Origin of the sequence: Paenibacillus oryzisoli (assembly GCF_050467285.1) — a bacterium.
Lineage (GTDB): Bacteria > Bacillota > Bacilli > Paenibacillales > NBRC-103111 > Paenibacillus_E > Paenibacillus_E oryzisoli_A.
Genome location: NZ_JBCMUN010000021.1, coordinates 64,499 through 85,247 on the forward strand (window position 1 = coordinate 64,499; position 20,749 = coordinate 85,247).

Below are 20,749 nucleotides of genomic sequence, written 5' to 3' on the forward strand. Positions count from 1 at the left end.
TGGTCTAGATTCTGGGAGAGCCTGCCTGCTTGGGCCATTCCTCGCAAATAAGCACACGCGGAGTGCTTATTTCTCCATTACGGGGCAAGTTCCCGCACATTAAGACCTCCTCGAGGGCTTATTCTGGCAGAATAGCCCCTGTACAGGCCTATTCCACACAAATAAGCTCACACGAAGTGCTTATTTCTCCGTAACAAGGCGAATTCCGCAAAATAAGACCTCCTCGGGGTCTTATTCTGCCGGAACGGCCCCAGAGCTTGTCCATACGCGGCGTGAGCAAGCCTCCTCTTCGCCGCGCACAAAAAAAACGCTGAAAGCCGCCCACGAAACGGGAGCCCTTCTCCCGTTTCGTGCGCCAACCTTCAGCGTCTCTACCCAAGCGAATGGGCTCCCGCCCATCCGCGCCATGCCTTAACCCTGCGGCGCAAACCCCGCCGCCGCCAAAAACCGTCCGAACGCCGCCTGCCCGGCGTCGTCTCGTTTGAAGACGCCTGCGTCGAGCAGGACGTCCATGAACTTGCTGCCGACCTCGGTCTGCAGCACAGTTTGCGCCGCGTCGGCGCTCAGCGACGTGCCATGCTGCGCCAGCAGCGTCTCGATCCACGCCGCGTGCTTGTGCAGCGGGTGGCTCGCTTCCTCGAGCTCGCGCCCCGCGCGGGCTTCGCCCGTCAGGAGCTTGCCGATGTCCGCAAGCTCGTCCTGCAGGCGGCCCGGCAGCACCGCCAGCCCCATAACCTCAATCAAGCCGATGTTCTCCTTCTTGATGTGGTGCAAGTGCTGATGCGGATGGAAAATCCCATCCGGATGCTCCGCAGAGGTGCGGTTGTTCCGCAGCACCAGATCGAGCTCGTACTCGCCCCGCGCATTGTTGCGGGCGATCGGTGTGATCGTGTTGTGCGGCACGCGCACACCCTCTTTGTCACTGAACGCGAGCACTTCGGCCTCGCTGTCGCTGTACGCGCGCCAGTCGCTCAGCAGCTTGCTCGCGAGCTGATAGATCAGCTGCTTGTTATGCGAGCTGAGACGAATAACCGACATCGGCCATTTGACGATGGCCGCTTTCACGCCAGGGAAGTCCGCGTGCGTGAACACCTGCTCGCTCGGCGCTTTTTCCATCGGGAACTTGTGGCGCCCGCCCTGGAAGTGGTCATGGCTCAAAATGGAGCCGCCTACGATCGGCAGATCAGCATTGGATCCGATGAAATAATGCGGAAATTGATCGACAAAGTCGAGCAAGCGATAGAACGTGTTCGCCGTCGTTTTCATCGGGATATGTTTTTCATGAAAAATAATGCTGTGCTCGTTATAGTACACGTAAGGCGAGTACTGGAGGTACCACTTCTCGTTGTCCAGCTCCAGTGGAATGACGCGAAGATTTTGCCGCGCCGGGTGGTTCACACGGCCTGCATAACCCAGATTGTCCACACAGAGGAGACAGGCCGGGTAGCTGCTTTGGGGCAGCGTTTTGAGCAGGGCAATTTCTTTCGGATCTTTCTCTGGCTTTGAGAGGTTGATCGTAATTTCCAGATCGCCGTATGCGGTGTCTGTCAGCCAGTAGGCGTTCTTCGCGATGCGGTCCATGCGGATGTAGTTCGAATCGATCGACTGCTTGTAAAAATATTGCGTCGCCGCCTCCACGCCCTGCGTTCTCGCTAGCGTCCAAAACTGGTGCACGACCTCGGAAGGCCGCGGCATCAGGAGCCCCATAATGCGCGCATCGAGCAGATCGCGGTAGGTCATTGTATTTTCTTCAAGCAGACCGCCTTCGTAAGCCGCATCCAGCAGCTCTTCCAGCAGCGGCACCGGTGAGCTAAGCTGCTCTTCCGGCACATCGCCTTGATACGGCTCTGCCAGGCCGAACAAATCCAGCAGCGCATTCCGCGCAGCGACCGTATCCAGCGGTTCCAGCAACCCGTTTTGACTGCCAAATTGCAAAAGCCGTTCAATCGCAAGCGCAGCCGTCTGCGGTGTTCGTAATGTTCGTTCCATTCTTGGTCACTTCCCTTTCTGCAAAAAAAGCTCCTATCCGCCATGCAGAACCGGCCGCCGCCCTGATCTGACGGCAGCTCGGTTACCTCTGCGTTTCTCTATTTGCTGTATCCGTTGGGATGATTCTGATGCCAATTCCACGCACTCGCGATGATCTCTTCGAGGGAGTCGTGCGAAGGCTTCCAGCCCAGCTCCGCTCTGGCTCGCTCGGAGGAAGCGATCAGGGCTGCCGGATCGCCGGCGCGGCGCGGCTCGATGACCGCCGGGATGGCGTGGCCGGTTACTTTGCGGGCGATGTCGATGACTTGCTTCACGGAGAAGCCTGTGCCGTTGCCCAGGTTGTAGATGTTGCTGTCCGCACCGCCGCGAAGCTTCTCAACAGCCTGCACGTGCGCGCTAGCCAAGTCGCTGACATGGATGTAGTCGCGAACGCAAGTGCCGTCTTCCGTCGCATAGTCGTCGCCGAAGACCGAGATGTGCGGACGCTGACCGAGCGCAACTTGCAAAATGATCGGGATCAGATGCGTTTCCGGGCTGTGATCCTCGCCGATCTTGCCGCCGGCATGCGCGCCCGCCGCGTTGAAGTAGCGCAGCGATACGTATTTGATGCCATGGGCCGTGTCGAACCATTTCATCATTTTTTCCATCGCCAGCTTCGTTTCGCCATACGTATTCGTCGGCAGCGTGCGGTCGCTCTCGAGAATCGGAATGTTCTCAGGCTCGCCGTACGTTGCAGCCGTGGAGGAGAAGACGATTTTCTTCACGCCGTATTCGTTCATTTTTTCCAAGAGGCACAAGGTGCCGTACACGTTGTTGTGATAGTACTTGGCTGGGTTTGTCATGCTTTCGCCCACCAGGGAATTCGCCGCAAAATGAATGATCGCATCGATCTCATTCTCTTTGAACACCGTATCCATGAACGCCGCATCGCGCAAATCGCCTGCGTACAGCTTGCCGCCAAGCAGCGCCTCGCGGTGACCTTGCTGGAGGTTGTCGACAATGACGACCTCTTCGCCTTTTTCCAGCAGTGCCGCAACGGTATGTGAGCCGATATAGCCGGCTCCGCCTGTAACTAGAATCGCCATATTAAAGCGCCTCCCCGACTTGTTCTACACCATTGCCGATGTCGCAGACATAGAAGCTTGGTGTTAGGCCTGTTTTTTCCGTGTATTCTTTGCCGACTTGGTCAATGAACGTCTCCACGCTGTCTTCATGCACCAAGGAAACCGTACAGCCGCCGAAGCCTGCACCCGTCATGCGGGAGCCGAGTACGCCAGGCACTTTCAGCGCTGCCGCGACCATGCTGTCCAGCTCAAGACCTGTCACTTCATAGAGATCGCGCAAGGAATCGTGGGAGCCGATCATCAACTTGCCAAAAGATTCGAGATCATTCGCTTCGAGCACTTTGATGGACTGCAGTACGCGGTCGATTTCTTCTACAACGTGCTGCGCTCTGCGGCGAACCGTTTCATCCGGGATTAGATGCTTGTATTCATTGAACTGCGCCAGGTTCAGCTGACCGAGAAGCGTGAGGGATGGGAACTGCGCTTGCAAATCCTTCACGGCCTGCTCACACTGCGCTCTGCGCTCGTTGTAGGCGGAATCGACAAGGCCTCTGCGTTTGTTCGTGTTGCCGATGACCAGCTTGTAGCTGCCGCTTTGGAACGGCACGTGGCGGTATTCGAGCGTATCGCACATGAGCAGGATCGCGTTGTCCTTTTTGCCGTTCGCTACAGCGAACTGGTCCATGATGCCGCAGTTCACGCCGACGAACTGGTTCTCGGTTTTTTGCGCGAGCAGCGCGATTTTGACCGTATCTGTCGGGTATTTCTCCATTGCTTGGAGACCGTATGCCGTCACGACTTCAATGGAAGCGGAGGAGGAAAGGCCTGCGCCGTTCGGGATTTCACCGTGGAAGAGCAGATCGTAGCCATGCTGCACCGGGAGGCCTTCTTTCGCCAGGTGGACAACGATGCCTTTCGGATAGTTCATCCAGTCGTCCTCTTCGTTATAGACCATGTCGTCTATGGAAATTTGTTTGCGAAGCGGCATGTTCGTGGAAGCAAAACCGATCGTGCGATCCGCTCTTGGACGAATCAGCAGCGTCGTGCCAAATGTGAGCGCAGCCGGGAATACATAGCCGCCGTTGTAGTCCGTGTGCTCGCCGATGAGGTTGACGCGGCCTGGCGCGTGGAATGCCGAGATGTTCGCGGAGGATTCTCCATAAATTTCGATAAACGTCTTTTTCAAGCTTTGCAAATCTGCCATGTGGGCACCGCCTTTGGGTATATGGAATGGTTGTATTGGTTGCGTGTTTGTATCTTCAGTATAAAAGAAGCACGAAGCGTTGGCTATGGAGTCATGTTATTTTCACATGGATAAATGTGATTTCGAGGTTTTTTCTGGAGGGCTCCCTATGCTAAAATGATAGCAACCACTTTGGAATCGGAGATGAATGCGCATCATGGTGAAAACGCCCAGTTATTACGTCGTTTCCAACCCGCTTCCGGCCGCTCCTGCCGCCCTGACCGTGCTGTTCGCCGGCGAAAGCCAGACGAAGCCCGAGCATCGGCTCGGCCCGAAAGTATATGATTATTACCTCATCCATTATGTCATCTCGGGTTGCGGCCTATTCTCTTCGCACGGCGAGGAATATACGCTCGGCGCCGGCGACAGCTTCGTCATCGAGCCGGAGCAGCTCATCAGCTACGTGTCGGACGCCGACGACCCGTGGCATTACTGCTGGATCGCCTTCACCGGCGAGCAAGCGGCAGCGCTATTGGCCTCGACGGGCTTCGATCCGCTCGCGCCGGTCGTGCATTCCACCCGGAATCGGCATATTCCGGTGCTGTTTCGCCACATACAGCGCGCGCTGAAGCTGCGGAGGTCGAACGCGCAGCTCAAAGCCACCGGCTATTTGACGCTGCTGCTCGGGGAGTACTGCGAGTCGCTGTCCTCGCAGACGACGGCCCGGGCCGCCCTCGACGCGGAGGGCGACGCGATTGTGCAGCAGGCCATCCACTACTTATCGACGCAATATGCGGAGCCGATTACGATTGAGATGATGGCCGACAGCCTCGGCTACAACCGCGCGTACTTGTCGCGGTTGTTCAAGAAGCATACGAAGGTCACGCCGGTGACCTTCCTGCTGCGGCTGCGCATCGACAAGGCGCGGCTGCTGCTGCGGGAACGGACGGAGCTCACGATCGAGCAGATCGCGTCGTCCGTCGGTTTTTACGACCCGCTGTACTTTTCGAAGCAGTTCAGACGGTGGTATGGCGTCTCGCCGACGGAGTATCGGAACGAGATGAAGGCGCTGTAGTGCTGAAACGGAGAGGTGAGAGCTTGAAGGCACCTTGGTGCTGCAGCGCAAGCCGCAACGAGGCGGGTTACCTAAACAAGCTAGAACTAAGAGGTTTAACCCAAATGTTGTAGGTTACTTCCAATAACTTATTTTCGCGGATCGCCCTCGTTTTCCCGAAATAAGATAACCTCCCTATCTTATTTGCGATTTTCCGTCATGTTTCGGGGCCTTTTGCAGGAAATAAGTTCGCTCAACTAACTTATTTCCTTACCAATCGGGAGTATACCTCCCCATAAGATAACGCCGTTATCTTATCGGTCTAAGCACCATGCGACTTAACCGAACAACATGAGACTGTCGATTAATTGTGGACAGCTTTATCCGTGAACGGACACACGCAGAGAATGTATATGATTTTTCGAATACATATTTAAAATCAGGCCTCAAATCACGAAATGTGTATGATATTTCGAATACAATTAATTGATTTTATGTGAATGCAGCACATTATATATGACTATTCGTATACACTTTGTGTTCTCCCGCAGAATCTCAAAGTATAAACAATTAATCGACAGCCTCAACATGGGGGTTATGTAATCTTGTTCGGTTAAGCTTCTGCAAGCCTTCTCGTCTTCGTCTGGCAGGGGTGCATCCAAACTCGGTATTGCGCTGAGTATGCGGAACGAGAAGACGTTAATTTGTTAAAGAAGTGCGCGTTCCGTTTGTCAAACGGAACGTCAGGTCCTTATTTGCGCAAGGTAAATTCGGGGGCTGGGGCTCGAATAAGGCATCTATACTCCTCAATTATCCTAAAAAGGGGGAACTCCCCCCCGATAGCGAACTGACGTTCCGCTAACTTCTTAACCTGACAACATTGCCCGTCCTCCCACTGCTCAACTGGAATTTATCCATCTCATTTCAATCATTTTGCCGATTTCATCACCTTCAATTGGAAAAACTCCAGTTCATCTCGAGCATTTCCCGGATTCCGCACAGTTTCACAGAAATAAGCTGGAGGTTTTCCAGTTCACGTAAGGTTTCGCGCAAAAAACCGCCCATTCAACTGGAATAATTCCAGTTGAGTGTGCTTGGACAAGACTTCCCTCTCCCCCTCGCCCGTTTAATCAAGCTCTGACTGCCACACCACGCTCCACACAAATTCCGCTCTGCTCCATCGAGTCCCGCACTCATCAAATTGTCTTCCTTAACAAGACGGGCGTTTACTGATGGCATAGGGCTACTTCGAGGGTATACATTCAACGATACGCAAAAAGCCGGACAAGCATCCTCTATGCTTGTCCGGCCCCCAACTCCGGTCTGGCTCGCGACAGGCAGGTTGTCACGCTGTCTTGCGCTTCCCCGGCCCCGCTACTCCGCGCCCAAATACGCCGTGATCACCCGCTTCAACTGCGCCAGCTTCCGCTCCGCGTCCGCGAGCAGAGGCTCGAGCGCATCCAGCACTTCCACCCCTCGCGCCTCAACACCATACCGCAGCGCCGCCTGCAGCCCATCCGCCGCCTCGCGCAACGGATCGGCGCCGAGATTCGCCGCGACGCCCTTGAGCGTGTGCGCGAGGAGCAGCGCCCGCTCCACGTCTCCCGCACGCACAGCGGCGCGAATTTCCGCCACCGCCTGGAGGTGGCCCTCCATGAATTTGCGCAGCACCTGCGCGTACAGGCTCTTCCGCTGGCCCAGCCGCGCCAAGGCGCCTTCCGTATCAAGCGCCGGTGCGTCCTCAGGCGGCGCTTCCACAGCCGCTGCGACTTCTCCTGCGGTCGCCACCTCCAAAGCAGCCAGCTGCTTCGCATGCTGCATCATCCGCTGCAGCACGCTGTACAGCTGAATCGCCTCGAACGGCTTCGAGATGTAGGCATCCATGCCCGCTTCCAACACTTGGCCTTTCACGCCCTGCATTGCATCGGCGGTCATGGCGATAATCGGCGTCGTGATGCCATCGCTGCGAAGGCGGCGTGTGGTTTCAATCCCATCCATCAGCGGCATCTGCAAATCCATCAAAATCGCGTCATAGGTTTTCGACGCAACCCGTTCCAGCGCCTCGATGCCATTGCCGGCCACATCGACCCGCACGCCCATTTCCTGCAAAATCTCCTGCGCTACCTGCTGATTAATCTCATTATCTTCCACGAGCAGGACCTCGGCGTGGCGAAGCAGGCTGAGCTTCTTTCCGTCGGACTCGTCCTGCGCGCCGATTTTTTTGACTTTGAGCTGCTCCTGGAACAGATCCACAATATGATTGTACAGCTGCGATTGGGAAATCGGATAATACAGCACCTTGCGCACATACGACGTCGGCAGCTTGGTCTGTACATCCGCCTCATGGTACGCACTGATCAGTACAATGACCTGCGGCGGATTATCATAGCCCATTTTGACCTTTTCCGCAAAAGCATGCGCATTCTCCCCTTGAAGCATCCAATCCACAATGACCAGATCGTAGCGGTCACTGGCATCCATATGTGCGAACGCGCTGGCAGCGGAGTCCTGCGTGCTCACGACAAACTGGAACTGCTCCAGCTGGCGTCCCAGCACAAGCCGCATGTCCTCGTCTTCGCATACGACCAGCACACGCAAAAATTGCAGATGCGGTGCAATCGGCGCGCTGAATACATGGCTAAAGCCCCGTTCAAAGTTCACGGTAAAGTAAAAACAGCTGCCACGGCCGAACTCGCTCTCCACGCTCATTTCGCCACCCATCAGCTCGACAAGGTGTTTGGAAATAACCAGCCCTAGTCCAGTACCGCCGTACTTCCGCGTCGTCGACATATCTGCCTGCGAGAACCCGCGGAACAGCTTGCCAAGCTGCTCCGGCGTCATGCCGATGCCCGTATCGCGAACCTCGACACGCAGCTGCACCTCATTGTCCATTTTCTCGGCGACCCGCACGGAAACGGAAATCTCCCCTTCCTCCGTAAACTTCAGCGCGTTATTGACGAGATTGAGCAGCACCTGATTGAACCGGAACGGATCACCTTTCAGCAATTGCGGCACCTCATGATCGATGGCAAAATGCAGCCGCAATCCCTTCTCATAAAGCGAAAAGCCGATCATATCTGAAATATTACTCATCACTTCGTACAGATCGAAATCGATGCGTTCCAGTGAGATTTTTTTCGCTTCAATTTTCGAAAAGTCCAGAATATCGCTAATGATCGTCAGCAAGCTTTTCGCTGAAATCGCGGTTTTGCCGACATAATCTTTCTGTTGATCGGTCAGCGCCGTCTGCTGCAAAAGATGATTGAGCCCGATAATCGCGTTCATCGGCGTCCGAATCTCATGGCTCATATTCGCCAAAAACTCGCTCTTCGCCCGATTCGCCGCCTCCGCCAGCTCCTTCGCATCAGCTAACAGCACATTCTTGCTCGCCAGCTCCGACGTCCGGACCTCCACCAACTCTTCCAGATGATCCTTGTATTGATGCAGCATTTCTTCTTCCTGCCGGCGATCGGTAATGTCCGCTCCAGCCAGAATGAGGCCGACAATCTCCCCCTTTTCGTTTCTCAGCAGCGTATTGTTCCAGCCGATCAAACGCTCTTCACCGCATCCGTTCAAAATAATACTTTCATAATAATCCGGCCGCTCGCCGCCGCTCATCACCTGCTGAAATCGCTCGCGCCGACTCTCGAGCAGATGCTCCGGCACACATACCTCCAGCCAATTCTTCCCTACAATCTCCGCCTCCGCATAGCCGAGCATGCTGCATCCTTTCCGATTGAGCAGCTCGATGCGACCCGAACGATCCATCACCACAATGATCACATCGACAAGATCGAGGTAGCTTTGGGCCTTCTCTTTCTCCTTCAACAGCTTCTGCTCGCCTTTTCGCCGAACGTCCCGCGTCTGGAGCACCAATCCTACACCCACGACAATCGCCATCACCGTAAAAATAAAACCCATCCACAGCGCCGTTCCGCGTTGACGGGACGTACGGTCGACATCCCTTTGGGTTCCCGTCAAATTATAATCAACCCAGCGCTGCAGTTCCTCATCAGCGAGCTGCCGTTTGATTGCCAACTGGTCCAGCAGCAACTTGGCAAACTCATAGTCGCCTGACTGCACGGCATCAATGATGAGTTGCCCCTTCAACAGGTAATCCAGCGATTTCTCGTACACCATCTCATAAATAGCCTTCTCCTCCTGGGAATTGAGGAAAGGCTCGTAAGCCTCGTACTGCTCATTGAGCAGTTTCCGTGTATTTTGATAATCGGTAATGAGCGTATGGAGACGCTCACGATCCGTTTCAAGCACTATTTTATGCAGAAGAATCCGCTCTTTCGTGAAATTCTCCTCCATCTTGAAAATCCTGGCCACACTGGGCATCCAGTTCGTTTTGACCACATCGACGGTCTCTTTCAGCGCGAACATTTGATAGAAGTTCGTCCCGATAACCGCTATTAATAGCAAGCTAATAATGAATACCCATAACGATCTCACCCTAGTAATCGCCTTCAAAGTATCCCGCCTTTCTATCGCTATTATAGCATAGGAACCTTCGCTGATAGTGAACAAAGAAGGCCAACCAGCCCATGCCGATTGACCTACACGAGTACCTTACCTTGAATAAAGCGCAAAAAAACACCGCCGGGAACCACGCCCAGCGGTGCGTCTTTATCTTTTGCCCGGATCGTACGGCTCGCCCAGCGCGGAAGGCGCTTTGGAGCGGCCGACGGCGCCGGCCAGCACGAGAATCGTGAGCACGTACGGCAGCATGTACAGGAACTCCTGCGGGATGTGCTTCGAGAATTCGAACAGCCGCAGGAAGTTGTTGAGCGCCTGCGCCATCCCGAAAAACATCGCGGCCCCGAATGCGCCGAACGGATGCCATTTGCCGAAAATCATCGCCGCCATGGCGATGAAGCCCTGGCCCGAGATCGTGTTGTGCGAGAACGCGCTCGTCGTGGTGAGCGTAATCGTCGCGCCGCCGAGCCCGGCGAATAGCCCACTGAGCATCACCGCGATATAGCGGATCCGCTTCACCTTGATCCCGTTCGTATCCGCGGCGCTCGGATGCTCGCCGACGGCGCGCAGGCGCAGGCCGAACGGGGTTTTGAACAGGACGTAGTACGTCACGCCGACAAGAATCAGCGCAATGTACGTCGTTGGATACGCGGTAAAAAACGCGTTCCCGAGATAAGGAATGTCCGCCAGGAGCGGAATCCGCCACTTGGAAAAGACATCGTTCAGCGTCTCGGTTTGGCCCGCGCCGTTGAACAGCATTTTAACCAGATAGAGCGTCACGCCTGCCGCCAGGAAGTTGATCACGACGCCGCTGACGACCTGATTCGCCTTGAAGGTAATCGTCGCGACCGCATGAATCAAGGCAAAAATCAGCGCAAACACCATCGCGCAGATCAGCCCCACCCAAGGCGACAAAGAGCCCATATCGGCCTGCTCCGCATAATAGGAACCGACAGCCGAAGCAAACGCGCCCGAGACCATCAGGCCCTCAATTCCAATATTAACAACGCCGGAACGCTCCGAGTAAATGCCGCCCAGCGCACCGAAAATGAGCGCCGTCGAATACACGAGCGTAATATTAATCAATTCACTGAATTTCGTAAAAAACGCATCCAGCATATCCATCTACGACACCCTCTCTTTCTTGCGCCGGCCATAGAGCGGCAGCAGGATCCAGCGGACGATGCCTTGCGTCGCCACGAAGAAGATCACCGAGCCGATGACGATGCGGATAATTTCCGGTGGTACGTCCGCGCCGAAGCTCATCCCCGCGGAGCCGTAGGACAGCCCGCCGAACAGCATCGCGCCCAGCACAATCCCAATCGGATTGTTCGCGCCCAGCAGTGACACGGCGATACCGTCGAAGCCGTAGCCCGGCGATGCCGCAGCCACGACCTGGTAGTGAAAAACGCCCAGCACTTCAAACACGCCGGCCAGCCCGGCAAAAATCCCCGAAATAAACATCGCCTTCACGATGCTGCGATTGACGTTCATCCCGGCATACTTCGCCGCATCCATGTTATGGCCGACGGCGCGAAGCTCGTACCCCTGCTTCGTCCGCCACAGAATCAGATAAAACACCAACGCGCCAAGCAGCGCGATCACGGTGCCCCAGTGCACCCGCGCATGATTCATCGCGTCAGACAGCCAGCCGATGCTGAGCGAAGCGGAGTCCTGAATCATGTAAGACCGCTGCTGCTTCGGCTCCAGCAGGAACCGGTTCACGATGTAGTTCGAGAGGAACAGCGCGATCCAGTTCAGCATGATCGTCGTGATGACCTCGTTCACGCCGCGCTTCGCTTTCAGGTAGCCGGCAATGGCGCCCCAGAGGCCGCCGAACAGTGCGCCGACGATAACCGCCAGCGGCGCATGGATGATCCACGGCAGGCCGTGGATTTTGACCCCAATGATCGTCGCCCCTGTCATGCCCATCACGAATTGGCCTTCGGCGCCGATGTTGAAGAGGCCCGTGCGGAACGCAAACGCCACCGACAATCCTGTCAGAATGAGCGGTGTAATCGCCCGAATCGCTTCTCCGATGTCGTAGGAGCTGCCGAAAATCCGCTTAAACAGCGCGATATACGCGTCAATCGGATTATACCCTCCGGCCAGCATGACGAGTGCCCCGAACAGCAGCCCCAGGATAATCGCGACGATGGGATTCACCGCAGATTCACTTGTAAACACGCGTACAAATTTATTCATGAGGCGCCCCCTTCTCCCCAGGCTGACTGCCCGCCATCAACAGACCGATCTCCTGATCGTTCGTATCCTTCGGCAGCACCTCGCCCACGATCTGTCCTTCATAGATCACCGCGATGCGATCCGAAACGTTCATAATTTCATCCAGCTCAAAAGAAATCAGCAGCACGGCCTTGCCCTTATTCCGCTGCTCGATCAGCTGGCGGTGCACGAATTCAATCGCGCCCACATCCAACCCCCGCGTCGGCTGCGCCGCGATCAGGAGGTGTGGATCTTTGTAAATTTCCCGCGCAATGATCGCCTTCTGCTGGTTGCCGCCGGACAGCGACCGCGCTTTGTTGTAAATGCTCGGCGTACGCACGTCGAACTGCTTGATCAGCGCCTCCGCGTGCTTGTCGATCGCGTCGTAGTTGAGAAAGCCGCCTTTGTTGTACGCCGGATGGAAGTATGTATTCAGCACCATGTTCTCGCTCATCGTATAATCCAGCACCAACCCGTGCTTATGCCGGTCCTCCGGGATGTGCGACAAGCCCGCCTCGGAGATTTGCCGCGGGGTATGATGCGTGATGTCGCCGCCCATGAGGCGCACCTGGCCGCCGTCCACGGGACGCAGCCCCGTCAGCGCTTCGATCAGCTCGCTTTGGCCGTTGCCGTCCACCCCGGCGATGCCGAGGATTTCACCTGCTTTGACCTCGAAGCTGAGCCCTTTCAGGGCCGGAAGCCCTTGCGCGCTCCGCACGACGAGATCCTTCACCTGCAGGACAGGCTCGCCGGCCTTCACGTCCTCCTTCGTCACCTTGAACGAGACGTCGCGCCCTACCATTTTCTCCGCCAAAATGCGCGGATTCGCCCCCGAGATCGGCAGCGAGTCGATCACCTTGCCCCGGCGAATAATCGTGACCGTATCGGCGATTTCCATAATTTCTTTTAGCTTATGGGTAATGAGAATAATGGACTTGCCCTCCTGCACAAGATTGCGCATGATGACCATTAATTCACTGATTTCTTGCGGAGTCAGCACAGCCGTCGGTTCGTCGAAAATGAGAATTTCCGCGCCCCGGTACAGCGTTTTCAAGATCTCGACCCGTTGCTGCATCCCGACCGAAATATCCTCGACCCGGGCTTTGGGATCCACGCGCAGACCGTACTGTTCAGAAATTCGCTTCACTTTCTCCTGCGCCGCTCGGTAATCGATATTGGCGCCTTTCTTCGGCTCCATGCCCAAGATAATGTTTTCCGTGACCGTGAACGGCTGGACCAGCTTAAAATGCTGATGCACCATCCCGATGCCGAGCTCGATCGCCCGGTTCGGACTGTCAATGGCCACTTCCTTGCCTTGCACAAGAATTTCACCTTCATCCGGCTGATACAAGCCGAACACAATATTCATCAGCGTCGATTTCCCCGCCCCGTTCTCGCCGAGCAGCGCGTGAATCTCACCTTTGCGCAGCTTGAGGGAGATGGCGTCGTTGGCCACAATGCCCGGAAAACGCTTCGTAATGTTCCTCAGCTCAACTACAGGTACTGCTTCGCTCATCGGATCACCCTAAGGATCAAATTTGAACTGCTTCTAGCCATATCGAGGATATACGCTCCAACATGTGAACAAGGCTAGTTAGATAACTAGCCTTGTTGGTATTCATGCTGATACTCGCTGTACCTCCAACCGCTTACGGTGTTTCAGGCACTTTCACTTCGCCGGAAATGATTTTTGCTTTGTATTCATCGACTTTTTTCAGGATGTCGGCGGATACGTTTTTCTTCGACGTTTCCGGCAAGCCTACGCCGTCGTCTTTCAGGCCGAGAATAACCGTTTTACCACCGGTAAATGTACCCGCAATCAAATCCTTGGAGACGCGTACAACCGCTTGGTCAACGCGTTTCAACATCGATGTCAGCGTCACATCGTCACCAAACTCCAGCGATTGGTCTTTGTCTACGCCGATTACCCATACTTTCTTACCGTTCTTCGCACGATCTTTCGCTTCGTTGAACACGCCATTGCCTGTCGAACCCGCTGCGTGGAAAATGATGTCCGCACCATCGTTATATAGCGTCGCCGCAGCTGCTTTGCCAAGGTCAGGCTTGTCGAATGCGCCGGTGTAGTTGATTTTGACCGCTGCGCTAGGGTTTACTGCTTTAACACCAGCGACAAAGCCTGCTTCAAAGCGTTTGATGACTGGAATATCGATGCCGCCGACGAAGCCGATTTTGTTCGTTTTGGTTGTAAGGCCTGCTACCACACCAACGAGATATGCACCCTCTTGCTCTGCAAACATAACAGACTCGACGTTCGGAGCTGCCACTTCATTATCAATGATCGCGAGCTTCGAGTTCGGATTTTGCGTCGCCACCGTTTTCACTGCGTCGCCCATTAAGAAGCCGATTCCCCAAGTGAGGTTGTAGCCGTCTTTGACGAATTGGTTCAGGTTCGTTGTGTAGTCAGCGTCGCTTTTGCTCTCCAGATTCTTGACGGAAGCCGACGTTTCTTTCTTAAGCAGCGTCAAACCTTCCCATGCGCTTTGGTTAAAGGATTTGTCGTTGACACCGCCGATGTCTGTAACCATCCCGATTTTAAAGTCTTTGCCGCTGTTGTCGCTAGCAGGTGCGGCCGATGCAGCCGCCGTGCCTGCCGGTGTCGCCGAAGCGCCTGTGTTGGATTCTTCTTTCTTCCCGCAGCCCGAAAGGACCAATGCGGAGACCGTTACAGCCATGACGGCTGTCGTGAACATTTTTTTCATGGATCTAACCCCCATCGTATCGTTATTCAAAACAGGAAGCCTCTCCTAGTAGGTTGACCATTCCCAGTTAAAATATGTAAGTGGCTCCCCAACAAGTGTAACAACTCGATGGACAGAAGAAAAGTAATGTACTTACATTTTATAACGTCACACAAATTAACATGAACTTTTTGTTTTCCCCTACAAATGAGAACAGATGCCCCGATTTTTGATTATACAACCATTGGTCAATAAAATCTATATGGTGTTACGTCATATTTTTGAACAAGTGGAAAGCGCCTTCAAAAAAGGCAAGCGCACCGTGTGGGGGGAAGACAACCGTACACAATTATTCGTCGAGCATCGCTGCTGCCCATCGAGCGGCTGTCGCTGAAATAAGCACTCAGCGAGTGCTTATTGTCCGAAATCCAGCGCTCAACCGCTCGATAAGCACTCCGCGTGGGCTTATTCCTCGCAACACTCGCCTCTTCCCGCCGCTTTGGCTGAAATAAGCACTCAGCGAGTGCTTATTGTCCGAAATTCAGCGCTCAACAGCTCGATAAGCACTCCGCGTGGGCTTATTGAATGTCTTACAGTTGAACCTGACGACGACGACACTGCTCTTCGCCACCCGCGCCCGGCTATCCCCTCGCCAAGAAGCATAAATAATAACAAAAACCCCCTCAAATGAGGAGGTTGAACAGTTTCGGATCGTTATTGATTTCCATATACCCGTAATCCTTGCGCGATAGGCGCTCGATAAGGCCTTGGTAGTCATCCTTGTTCTTGAGCTCGATGCCGACTAGCGCCGGCGCGTTGTCTCTATTGTTTTTCTTCATATACTCAAAACGGGTAATATCGTCCGTCGGCCCCAGCACGTCCTCCAGGAACTCGCGCAGCGCCCCGGCCCGCTGAGGAAAGTTCAAAATAAAATAATGCTTCAATCCCTCATAAATGAGCGAGCGCTCCTTGATCTCCTGCATCCGGTCAATGTCGTTGTTGCCGCCGGAGATGATGCAGACGACGTTTTTACCCTTGATCTGCTCCCGATAAGCGTCCAGTGCCGCCACCGGCAGCGCGCCTGCGGGCTCGATGACGATGGCGTTGCTGTTGTACAGCTCCAGAATCGTCGTGCACTCCTTGCCGGACGGAATCACCGTTATCTCCGCCAGCTTGTCCCGGCAAATCTCATACGTCAGCTCGCCTACCTGCGCGACAGCCGCTCCGTCCACGAACTTCTCGATGTTCGTCAGCTTCACGACACCGTCAAGGCGAAACGCCTCGCTCATACTCGCTGCCCCTTCAGGCTCGGCCCCGATGATCTGCGTTTTCGGCGATACGCTCGACACATACGTCGCAACCCCTGCCGCCAGACCGCCCCCGCCAATCGTCGCAAAGATAAAATCCGGCGCATCCTGCATCTGATTCATAATTTCCAGGCCGACCGTCCCCTGCCCGGCAATCGTCCGTGCATCGTCGAACGGGTGAATGAACGCCTTGTTCTCCTTCTGGCAGTATGCCTTCGCCTGAGCGGAAGAATCGTCGAACGTGTCCCCGGTCAGGATGACCTCCACAAAAGAACCGCCAAACAGCTTCACCTGCGAAATTTTCTGCCTTGGCGTCGTCGTCGGCATGAAAATTTTCCCCTCGATGCCAAGCTGCTTGCAGGAATAGGCCACGCCCTGCGCATGATTGCCCGCGCTCGCGCAGACCACACCCGCCGCCCGCTCCTCGGCCGTCAGTCCTTGGATGACGTTGTACGCGCCGCGAATTTTGAACGAACGCACCACCTGCATGTCTTCCCGCTTCAAAAACACATTGCATTCATACTGACTCGAAAGCAAGTCGTTGCGCTGCAGCGGTGACGGTTCAATCACTTTGCTGAGTACATGATTCGCTTTCAGAATATCCTCCAAGCCCACTTTTCCGGCTACCGTCATCGCCTTCTACCACCTTTACCTGACATATCCAGTCATATTTTAACGAGTATTGTAGCACAGATTGTGCGGCAATAGTATGGAAAAGACAACCGAATAAGGCAGTTCTTTGACCAATCTGCGAAAAAAGTAAAAGCCCCTCCCTCCACGTCAACCGTGGCAGGAAAGGCTTGGATGTATCGCTTGAAGTTAGTAATAACGCGGCTGCTCCTGCAGCTCCGCACGGCGCTGCAAGAAGCGGTAGAACGCGCTCGCCGCCTGCGCCTTGGTCACTTCCGTTTTCGGCGCGAAGCTGCCGTCCGAAAGCGACATGATGCCGAGGCCCACGACGATCGCCGCATCCCCGATGCGCGTCAATTGCGCGCTATCGGCGATTTGCGGGTTGAAGACGCCATCGTATTTCGCCAGGTTTTTGTAGCCTAGCGCTTTGACAATCAGCTGCGCCATCGACTCCCGGTCCATCTTGGCGTCGGGATTGAAGTCAGCGCCGACATCGAGAAGTCCGCGATCCACGGCATTTTCGACATAGGCAAAATACTTCGAGCCGTTCGCCACATCTGCAAACGACGCCGCACGCTCAGCGCCGTAGTAAATGCCGCCATTGCCGCCGTTCATAGCGATCACCAGCATTTTGACCAGCTCGCCTTTCGTAATCGCCTCATCCGGGCTCACCTTGCCGTCCTTCACGTCAAGCGCCTGATAGTCCAGCATCAGCTGCAGTTCGTTCTTCGCCCAATGCTGGTCGATGTCGCTGACCGTCACTTTGCCGAGCGTCATCCCTTCACCCGTATCGGCGTTCCGCCACTGGCCTGTCGCTGCATCCAGCAGGAAGGCTTGGTGGTTGCTCCGCAGATTGAGCGAGTACACAAGCTTCGCCGTGGCTTTGCCTTGCGTATTCACCGCATCCACCGGTAAAGCCTCGCCCGCCGCCATCATCACGCGGTATTTCTCAATCGGCATCACGCCGTAGTAACCACCGTCCAGCATGTAGCTCAGTTTAAGGTCGTACTGACCGAGCCACAGATCCTTGGCTTTGTCCTCAGAAATGACCTCCGGCTTCTGCTTCGGATACGGCAGGTTGCTCAAGGTCACATTATAATTGCGAATCTCGCCCGTAACGCGGTCGATGCTAATCCGCACGCCTTCATAGCCGGCTGTAACACCATCAATCGTGCGAACGTAGTTAATGTCCCACGTCCGCAGCTGCTTGAGCAGTTCGTCGGAGTACGACTTTTGCACGCGCATCGACAATTGATCCGTGTAACCCGGCAGCTGCTTTTTCACAAGATCGTTGCTTTTAGCAATGGCGTCGTCGAGAGAAACCTTCCCTTCAACCGGCTTGCTGCTGTCATAGTCATAAGGCGAGTACATGCTGAAAGAGGTGATTTCTCCGGTTTTGCTGTTGACGCTTGCCCAAGCGTTGCCGCCCGCTATTTTACTTGTCGATGTGGAATCCGTCGCCGGCTTGTTCCAGGAAATGCTCCAATTGGACGTCACTTCGCCGGTTTCCGGATTCGTCATTTCGTTGAAGCTCGCTTCCTGCAGCTCATAGTCGCTCAGCCCGCTGAACGTGTCGGTCACTTTCTTAATCGCTTCTTCTTTCGTCAAATTCAGATTGGCTGCCGGTATCGCGCCTAGCGGCTTGTCGGTCAACGGTTTCTCATCGCTGATCTCAATGCCTTGCGTCGGCGTCCAGACTTCACCAGTTGTCGCATTCAGGGTAGCCGGATTCAACGTATAAGAAATGATCGGCGTTTTCTTGTCTTGTGCACGATAAGGCACCTGATATTGCAGCGAGAGGCTCGATTTCTCCCGCGCCAGCGCTGCTGCCTTCTCCTTATCGATCGGTGTCGCCGTTTCAAACTGGAGGCTGTCATCCCAATTGTAATAGTAATTGACAACCTGGCCTTCGCCGTTCACATTCACGCTGATGCCGTTGCCGCCAAAAGGCACGCCATTCACAGCGCGATCATAGCGAATATTGTATTGATAATTGCCGTCCAGCGGCGTGCGGAATGCTTGTTCGTCGGCGTCATTGTACAACAAGTCCGACTGCTTCGCAGGATTGACCTTGGCCAAGAACGCTGCGGCGATGTCCTTCGCTCCCGCATAATCCACTTTAGGTGGATAGCTTGGCTTGTGATCAGGATCGTTATCGTTAAAAGAGTACGAAGTCAGCGACCCGTCCATGCCATTAATGGAAACGTTGAGGTAGCCATAATTGCGGTCTTTCACTTTTTTCGCATAAGAAATGTTCCAGGTCGGAATACTGGCGCCATTGCCGCCGTAATAGGCGTTCAAGCTCACATTCTGGATGGCGTAGCCGTCAGGAAGGGTAATGTACGTTTTGACTTTGTCGAGTGCCTGCTCCTTCGTAAGTTTGGCCTCGAGCTGCTTGGCGTCGCCGCTTTTCACCGGCACAGCCGTCGTCATGACGTCTGTCGCTGCTACGGCAGGACTCGCCCCCATAACCATGTCTGCGAACGCCGCCGGCGCCATTCCGAGCAGTAAAGATGAAGCCACCACGACCGTGCCTGCTTGTTTCAATAATTTCAAAGTCATCTTCCTCCTTAGCGAGTTCAAAATCGTCTTCGGCCACGTGCAGTTCATCCGACAGGCAGCTGGCGGAGTCCGGCCCATAGCTTTCTAAATTTTGGACGGAGGTACTTGGAAAAAGGTTGCAGCGCGACCATTAAAATTTTTTGGCCAACTGATGCCTTGCCCGTCAATGTCTATCTCTAAACCGTTTTATCGCATCCTCGGTTACCGGCTCGAAGAAGTTAAGAAGGTTGCCATCGGGATCGCGGAACAGCATAGAACGGTTCCCCCACGGCATTGTGGTCGGTTCCTTTACCCAATTATCGACAAATGGCTTCAAGCGCACGTATTCGGCTTCGACATCGTCAACGCGGAATTCAATAATGACCGTGCGATTACTTGCCCCCATTGCGGAACCGGCGCCGAATAGCTGCGTCGTCTGGGAGTGGCCGATTGCAAGGGTGCATGATGGCATAACGAGCTCAGCAAATACGGGCGCGGGCCGCTCCGCCGAAACCCCCATGACTTTCTCATAGAACTCAACGAGACGATCCACGTCGTCAGTAATGATACGAACAGAAGCGAAATTCACAAAATATCATCCTTCCTTCTAATAGGTCTGGCTGTAGATTTACATGTCCAATTATAAAAAAACGCTACTGACACCGTTATGTCAGTAGCTTTGGAAACTCGTGGAGATATCTTTTCCGATATGCTAAAAAAAAGCACAACCGCCCTCTCCAAGGAGAGATGGCTGTCATGCTCCGTTTCACTTGCCTGTCTGTGTCCCCTGATTGCCCAGCGTCTTCATCAAATCCTGCATCTCACCGGCCGTTAAGTCCCGCCACTTGCCCACCTTCAGGTTCCCGAGGTGAATATGCATGATCCGGACACGCTGCAGCCGCACGACCCGGTAGCCGAACGCCTCGCACATCCGGCGGATTTGGCGGTTGAGCCCCTGTGTCAGAATGATGCGGAACGTCCGCTCATTCACTTGAATGACCTCGCACGGCTTTGTCACCGTGCCCAGAATCCGTACGCCGCTCGCCATCCCGCGTAAGAACATTTGCGTAACCGGCCGATTCACCGTCACGATGTACTCTTTGTCGTGGTTATTCTCGGCACGCAAAATCTGATTCACAATATCCCCGTTATTCGTAAGGAGAATGAGCCCCTCCGAATCTTTATCCAGCCGGCCAATCGGGAAAATCCGCTCCTTATGCGCGACAAAATCTACAATGTTACCTGGCACATGCAGCTCCGTCGTCGACGTAATGCCCACCGGCTTATTCAGCGCGATGTAGACATGCTCCTTCTTCTGCCCCAGCGGCTTGCCGTCGATGCGCACTTCGTCGCCAGGCCCCACCACGCTGCCCAGCGTCGCCAACTCGCCGTTGATCGTCACGCGCCGCGCTTCGACCCATTTATCCGCTTCGCGTCTCGAACAGACGCCCGTTTCGCTAATAAATTTATTAATTCTCATATGTGAGAAGTCCCCTTCTGCATCCAGCGCTTCAATCCTTTTATTATGCGGGATTTGGACAGCCCGTTCAAGTCGCCGGATCGGAAAGACGTTCCCT

Annotated in this window: 13 protein-coding genes; 1 reads left to right on the plus strand and 12 read right to left on the minus strand. The window is 54.7% G+C overall.

Annotated elements, in window-relative coordinates; genetic code table 11:
• Positions 1-411: 411 nt before the first annotated feature.
• From ABE504_RS28970 to ABE504_RS28980, 3 genes are all read right to left on the minus strand, one after another.
• Positions 412-1,989, minus strand: a complete 1,578-nt coding sequence (locus ABE504_RS28970; RefSeq protein ID WP_430095558.1) for a UDP-glucose--hexose-1-phosphate uridylyltransferase — start codon at positions 1,987-1,989, stop codon at positions 412-414.
• A gap of 98 nt (positions 1,990-2,087) precedes the next feature.
• The gene (galE, locus tag ABE504_RS28975) at positions 2,088-3,074 is read right to left on the minus strand and encodes a UDP-glucose 4-epimerase GalE (RefSeq protein WP_430095560.1); all 987 of its coding nucleotides are present in this window, start codon (positions 3,072-3,074) and stop codon (positions 2,088-2,090) included.
• Position 3,075: 1 nt separating this feature from the next.
• Positions 3,076-4,257 carry a galactokinase gene (locus tag ABE504_RS28980; protein ID WP_430095562.1) on the minus strand — a complete coding sequence of 394 codons (1,182 nt, stop codon included), beginning with the start codon at positions 4,255-4,257 and terminating at the stop codon, positions 3,076-3,078.
• 187 nt (positions 4,258-4,444) lie between these two features.
• On the opposite strand from ABE504_RS28980, the gene ABE504_RS28985 reads away from it, so the two are divergent.
• Positions 4,445-5,311 carry a helix-turn-helix domain-containing protein gene (locus ABE504_RS28985; RefSeq protein WP_430095563.1) on the plus strand — a complete coding sequence of 289 codons (867 nt, stop codon included), beginning with the start codon at positions 4,445-4,447 and terminating at the stop codon, positions 5,309-5,311.
• A gap of 1,353 nt (positions 5,312-6,664) precedes the next feature.
• Here the strand turns inward: ABE504_RS28985 and ABE504_RS28990 are convergent.
• The 9 genes from ABE504_RS28990 to rluF all read right to left on the minus strand — a co-directional run bounded on the left by ABE504_RS28990 (position 6,665) and on the right by rluF (position 20,652).
• Positions 6,665-9,748, minus strand: a complete 3,084-nt coding sequence (locus tag ABE504_RS28990; RefSeq protein WP_430095565.1) for a response regulator — start codon at positions 9,746-9,748, stop codon at positions 6,665-6,667.
• Positions 9,749-9,922: 174 nt separating this feature from the next.
• On the minus strand, positions 9,923-10,897 hold the full coding sequence (locus ABE504_RS28995) for an ABC transporter permease (protein WP_430095567.1): 975 nt from the start codon (positions 10,895-10,897) through the stop codon (positions 9,923-9,925).
• Positions 10,898-11,977 (minus strand): ABC transporter permease, encoded by a 1,080-nt coding sequence (locus ABE504_RS29000; protein ID WP_430095569.1) that lies wholly within the window; start codon positions 11,975-11,977, stop codon positions 10,898-10,900.
• Complete coding sequence (locus tag ABE504_RS29005) at positions 11,970-13,511, minus strand: ABC transporter ATP-binding protein (RefSeq protein ID WP_430095571.1); 1,542 nt, start codon at positions 13,509-13,511, stop codon at positions 11,970-11,972. Before ABE504_RS29005 ends, ABE504_RS29000 begins: the two co-directional genes overlap by 8 nt.
• A gap of 133 nt (positions 13,512-13,644) precedes the next feature.
• On the minus strand, positions 13,645-14,715 hold the full coding sequence (locus ABE504_RS29010; protein WP_430095573.1) for a BMP family lipoprotein: 1,071 nt from the start codon (positions 14,713-14,715) through the stop codon (positions 13,645-13,647).
• 662 nt (positions 14,716-15,377) lie between these two features.
• Positions 15,378-16,634: a threonine ammonia-lyase IlvA gene (gene ilvA / locus ABE504_RS29015; protein ID WP_430095575.1), complete on the minus strand. Its 1,257-nt coding sequence runs from the start codon at positions 16,632-16,634 to the stop codon at positions 15,378-15,380.
• Between the two features lie 186 nt (positions 16,635-16,820).
• Positions 16,821-19,187: a YcdB/YcdC domain-containing protein gene (locus ABE504_RS29020; protein WP_430095577.1), complete on the minus strand. Its 2,367-nt coding sequence runs from the start codon at positions 19,185-19,187 to the stop codon at positions 16,821-16,823.
• A gap of 169 nt (positions 19,188-19,356) precedes the next feature.
• Positions 19,357-19,761, minus strand: a complete 405-nt coding sequence (locus ABE504_RS29025; protein WP_430095579.1) for a VOC family protein — start codon at positions 19,759-19,761, stop codon at positions 19,357-19,359.
• A gap of 177 nt (positions 19,762-19,938) precedes the next feature.
• Positions 19,939-20,652 (minus strand): 23S rRNA pseudouridine(2604) synthase RluF, encoded by a 714-nt coding sequence (gene rluF / locus ABE504_RS29030; protein ID WP_430095581.1) that lies wholly within the window; start codon positions 20,650-20,652, stop codon positions 19,939-19,941.
• Positions 20,653-20,749: the final 97 nt, after the last annotated feature.

What these genes read in the sequence shown, in the direction of transcription:
- ABE504_RS28970 (WP_430095558.1), bottom strand. Translation starts at nt 1,989, where the DNA reads ATGGAACGAACATTACGAACACCGCAGACGGCTGCGCTTGCGATTGAA.
- galE (WP_430095560.1), bottom strand. Translation starts at nt 3,074, where the DNA reads ATGGCGATTCTAGTTACAGGCGGAGCCGGCTATATCGGCTCACATACC.
- ABE504_RS28980 (WP_430095562.1), bottom strand. Translation starts at nt 4,257, where the DNA reads ATGGCAGATTTGCAAAGCTTGAAAAAGACGTTTATCGAAATTTATGGA.
- ABE504_RS28985 (WP_430095563.1), top strand. Translation starts at nt 4,445, where the DNA reads ATGCGCATCATGGTGAAAACGCCCAGTTATTACGTCGTTTCCAACCCG.
- ABE504_RS28995 (WP_430095567.1), bottom strand. Translation starts at nt 10,897, where the DNA reads ATGGATATGCTGGATGCGTTTTTTACGAAATTCAGTGAATTGATTAAT.
- ABE504_RS29000 (WP_430095569.1), bottom strand. Translation starts at nt 11,977, where the DNA reads ATGAATAAATTTGTACGCGTGTTTACAAGTGAATCTGCGGTGAATCCC.
- ABE504_RS29005 (WP_430095571.1), bottom strand. Translation starts at nt 13,511, where the DNA reads ATGAGCGAAGCAGTACCTGTAGTTGAGCTGAGGAACATTACGAAGCGT.
- ABE504_RS29010 (WP_430095573.1), bottom strand. Translation starts at nt 14,715, where the DNA reads ATGAAAAAAATGTTCACGACAGCCGTCATGGCTGTAACGGTCTCCGCA.
- ilvA (WP_430095575.1), bottom strand. Translation starts at nt 16,634, where the DNA reads ATGACGGTAGCCGGAAAAGTGGGCTTGGAGGATATTCTGAAAGCGAAT.
- rluF (WP_430095581.1), bottom strand. Translation starts at nt 20,652, where the DNA reads ATGAGAATTAATAAATTTATTAGCGAAACGGGCGTCTGTTCGAGACGC.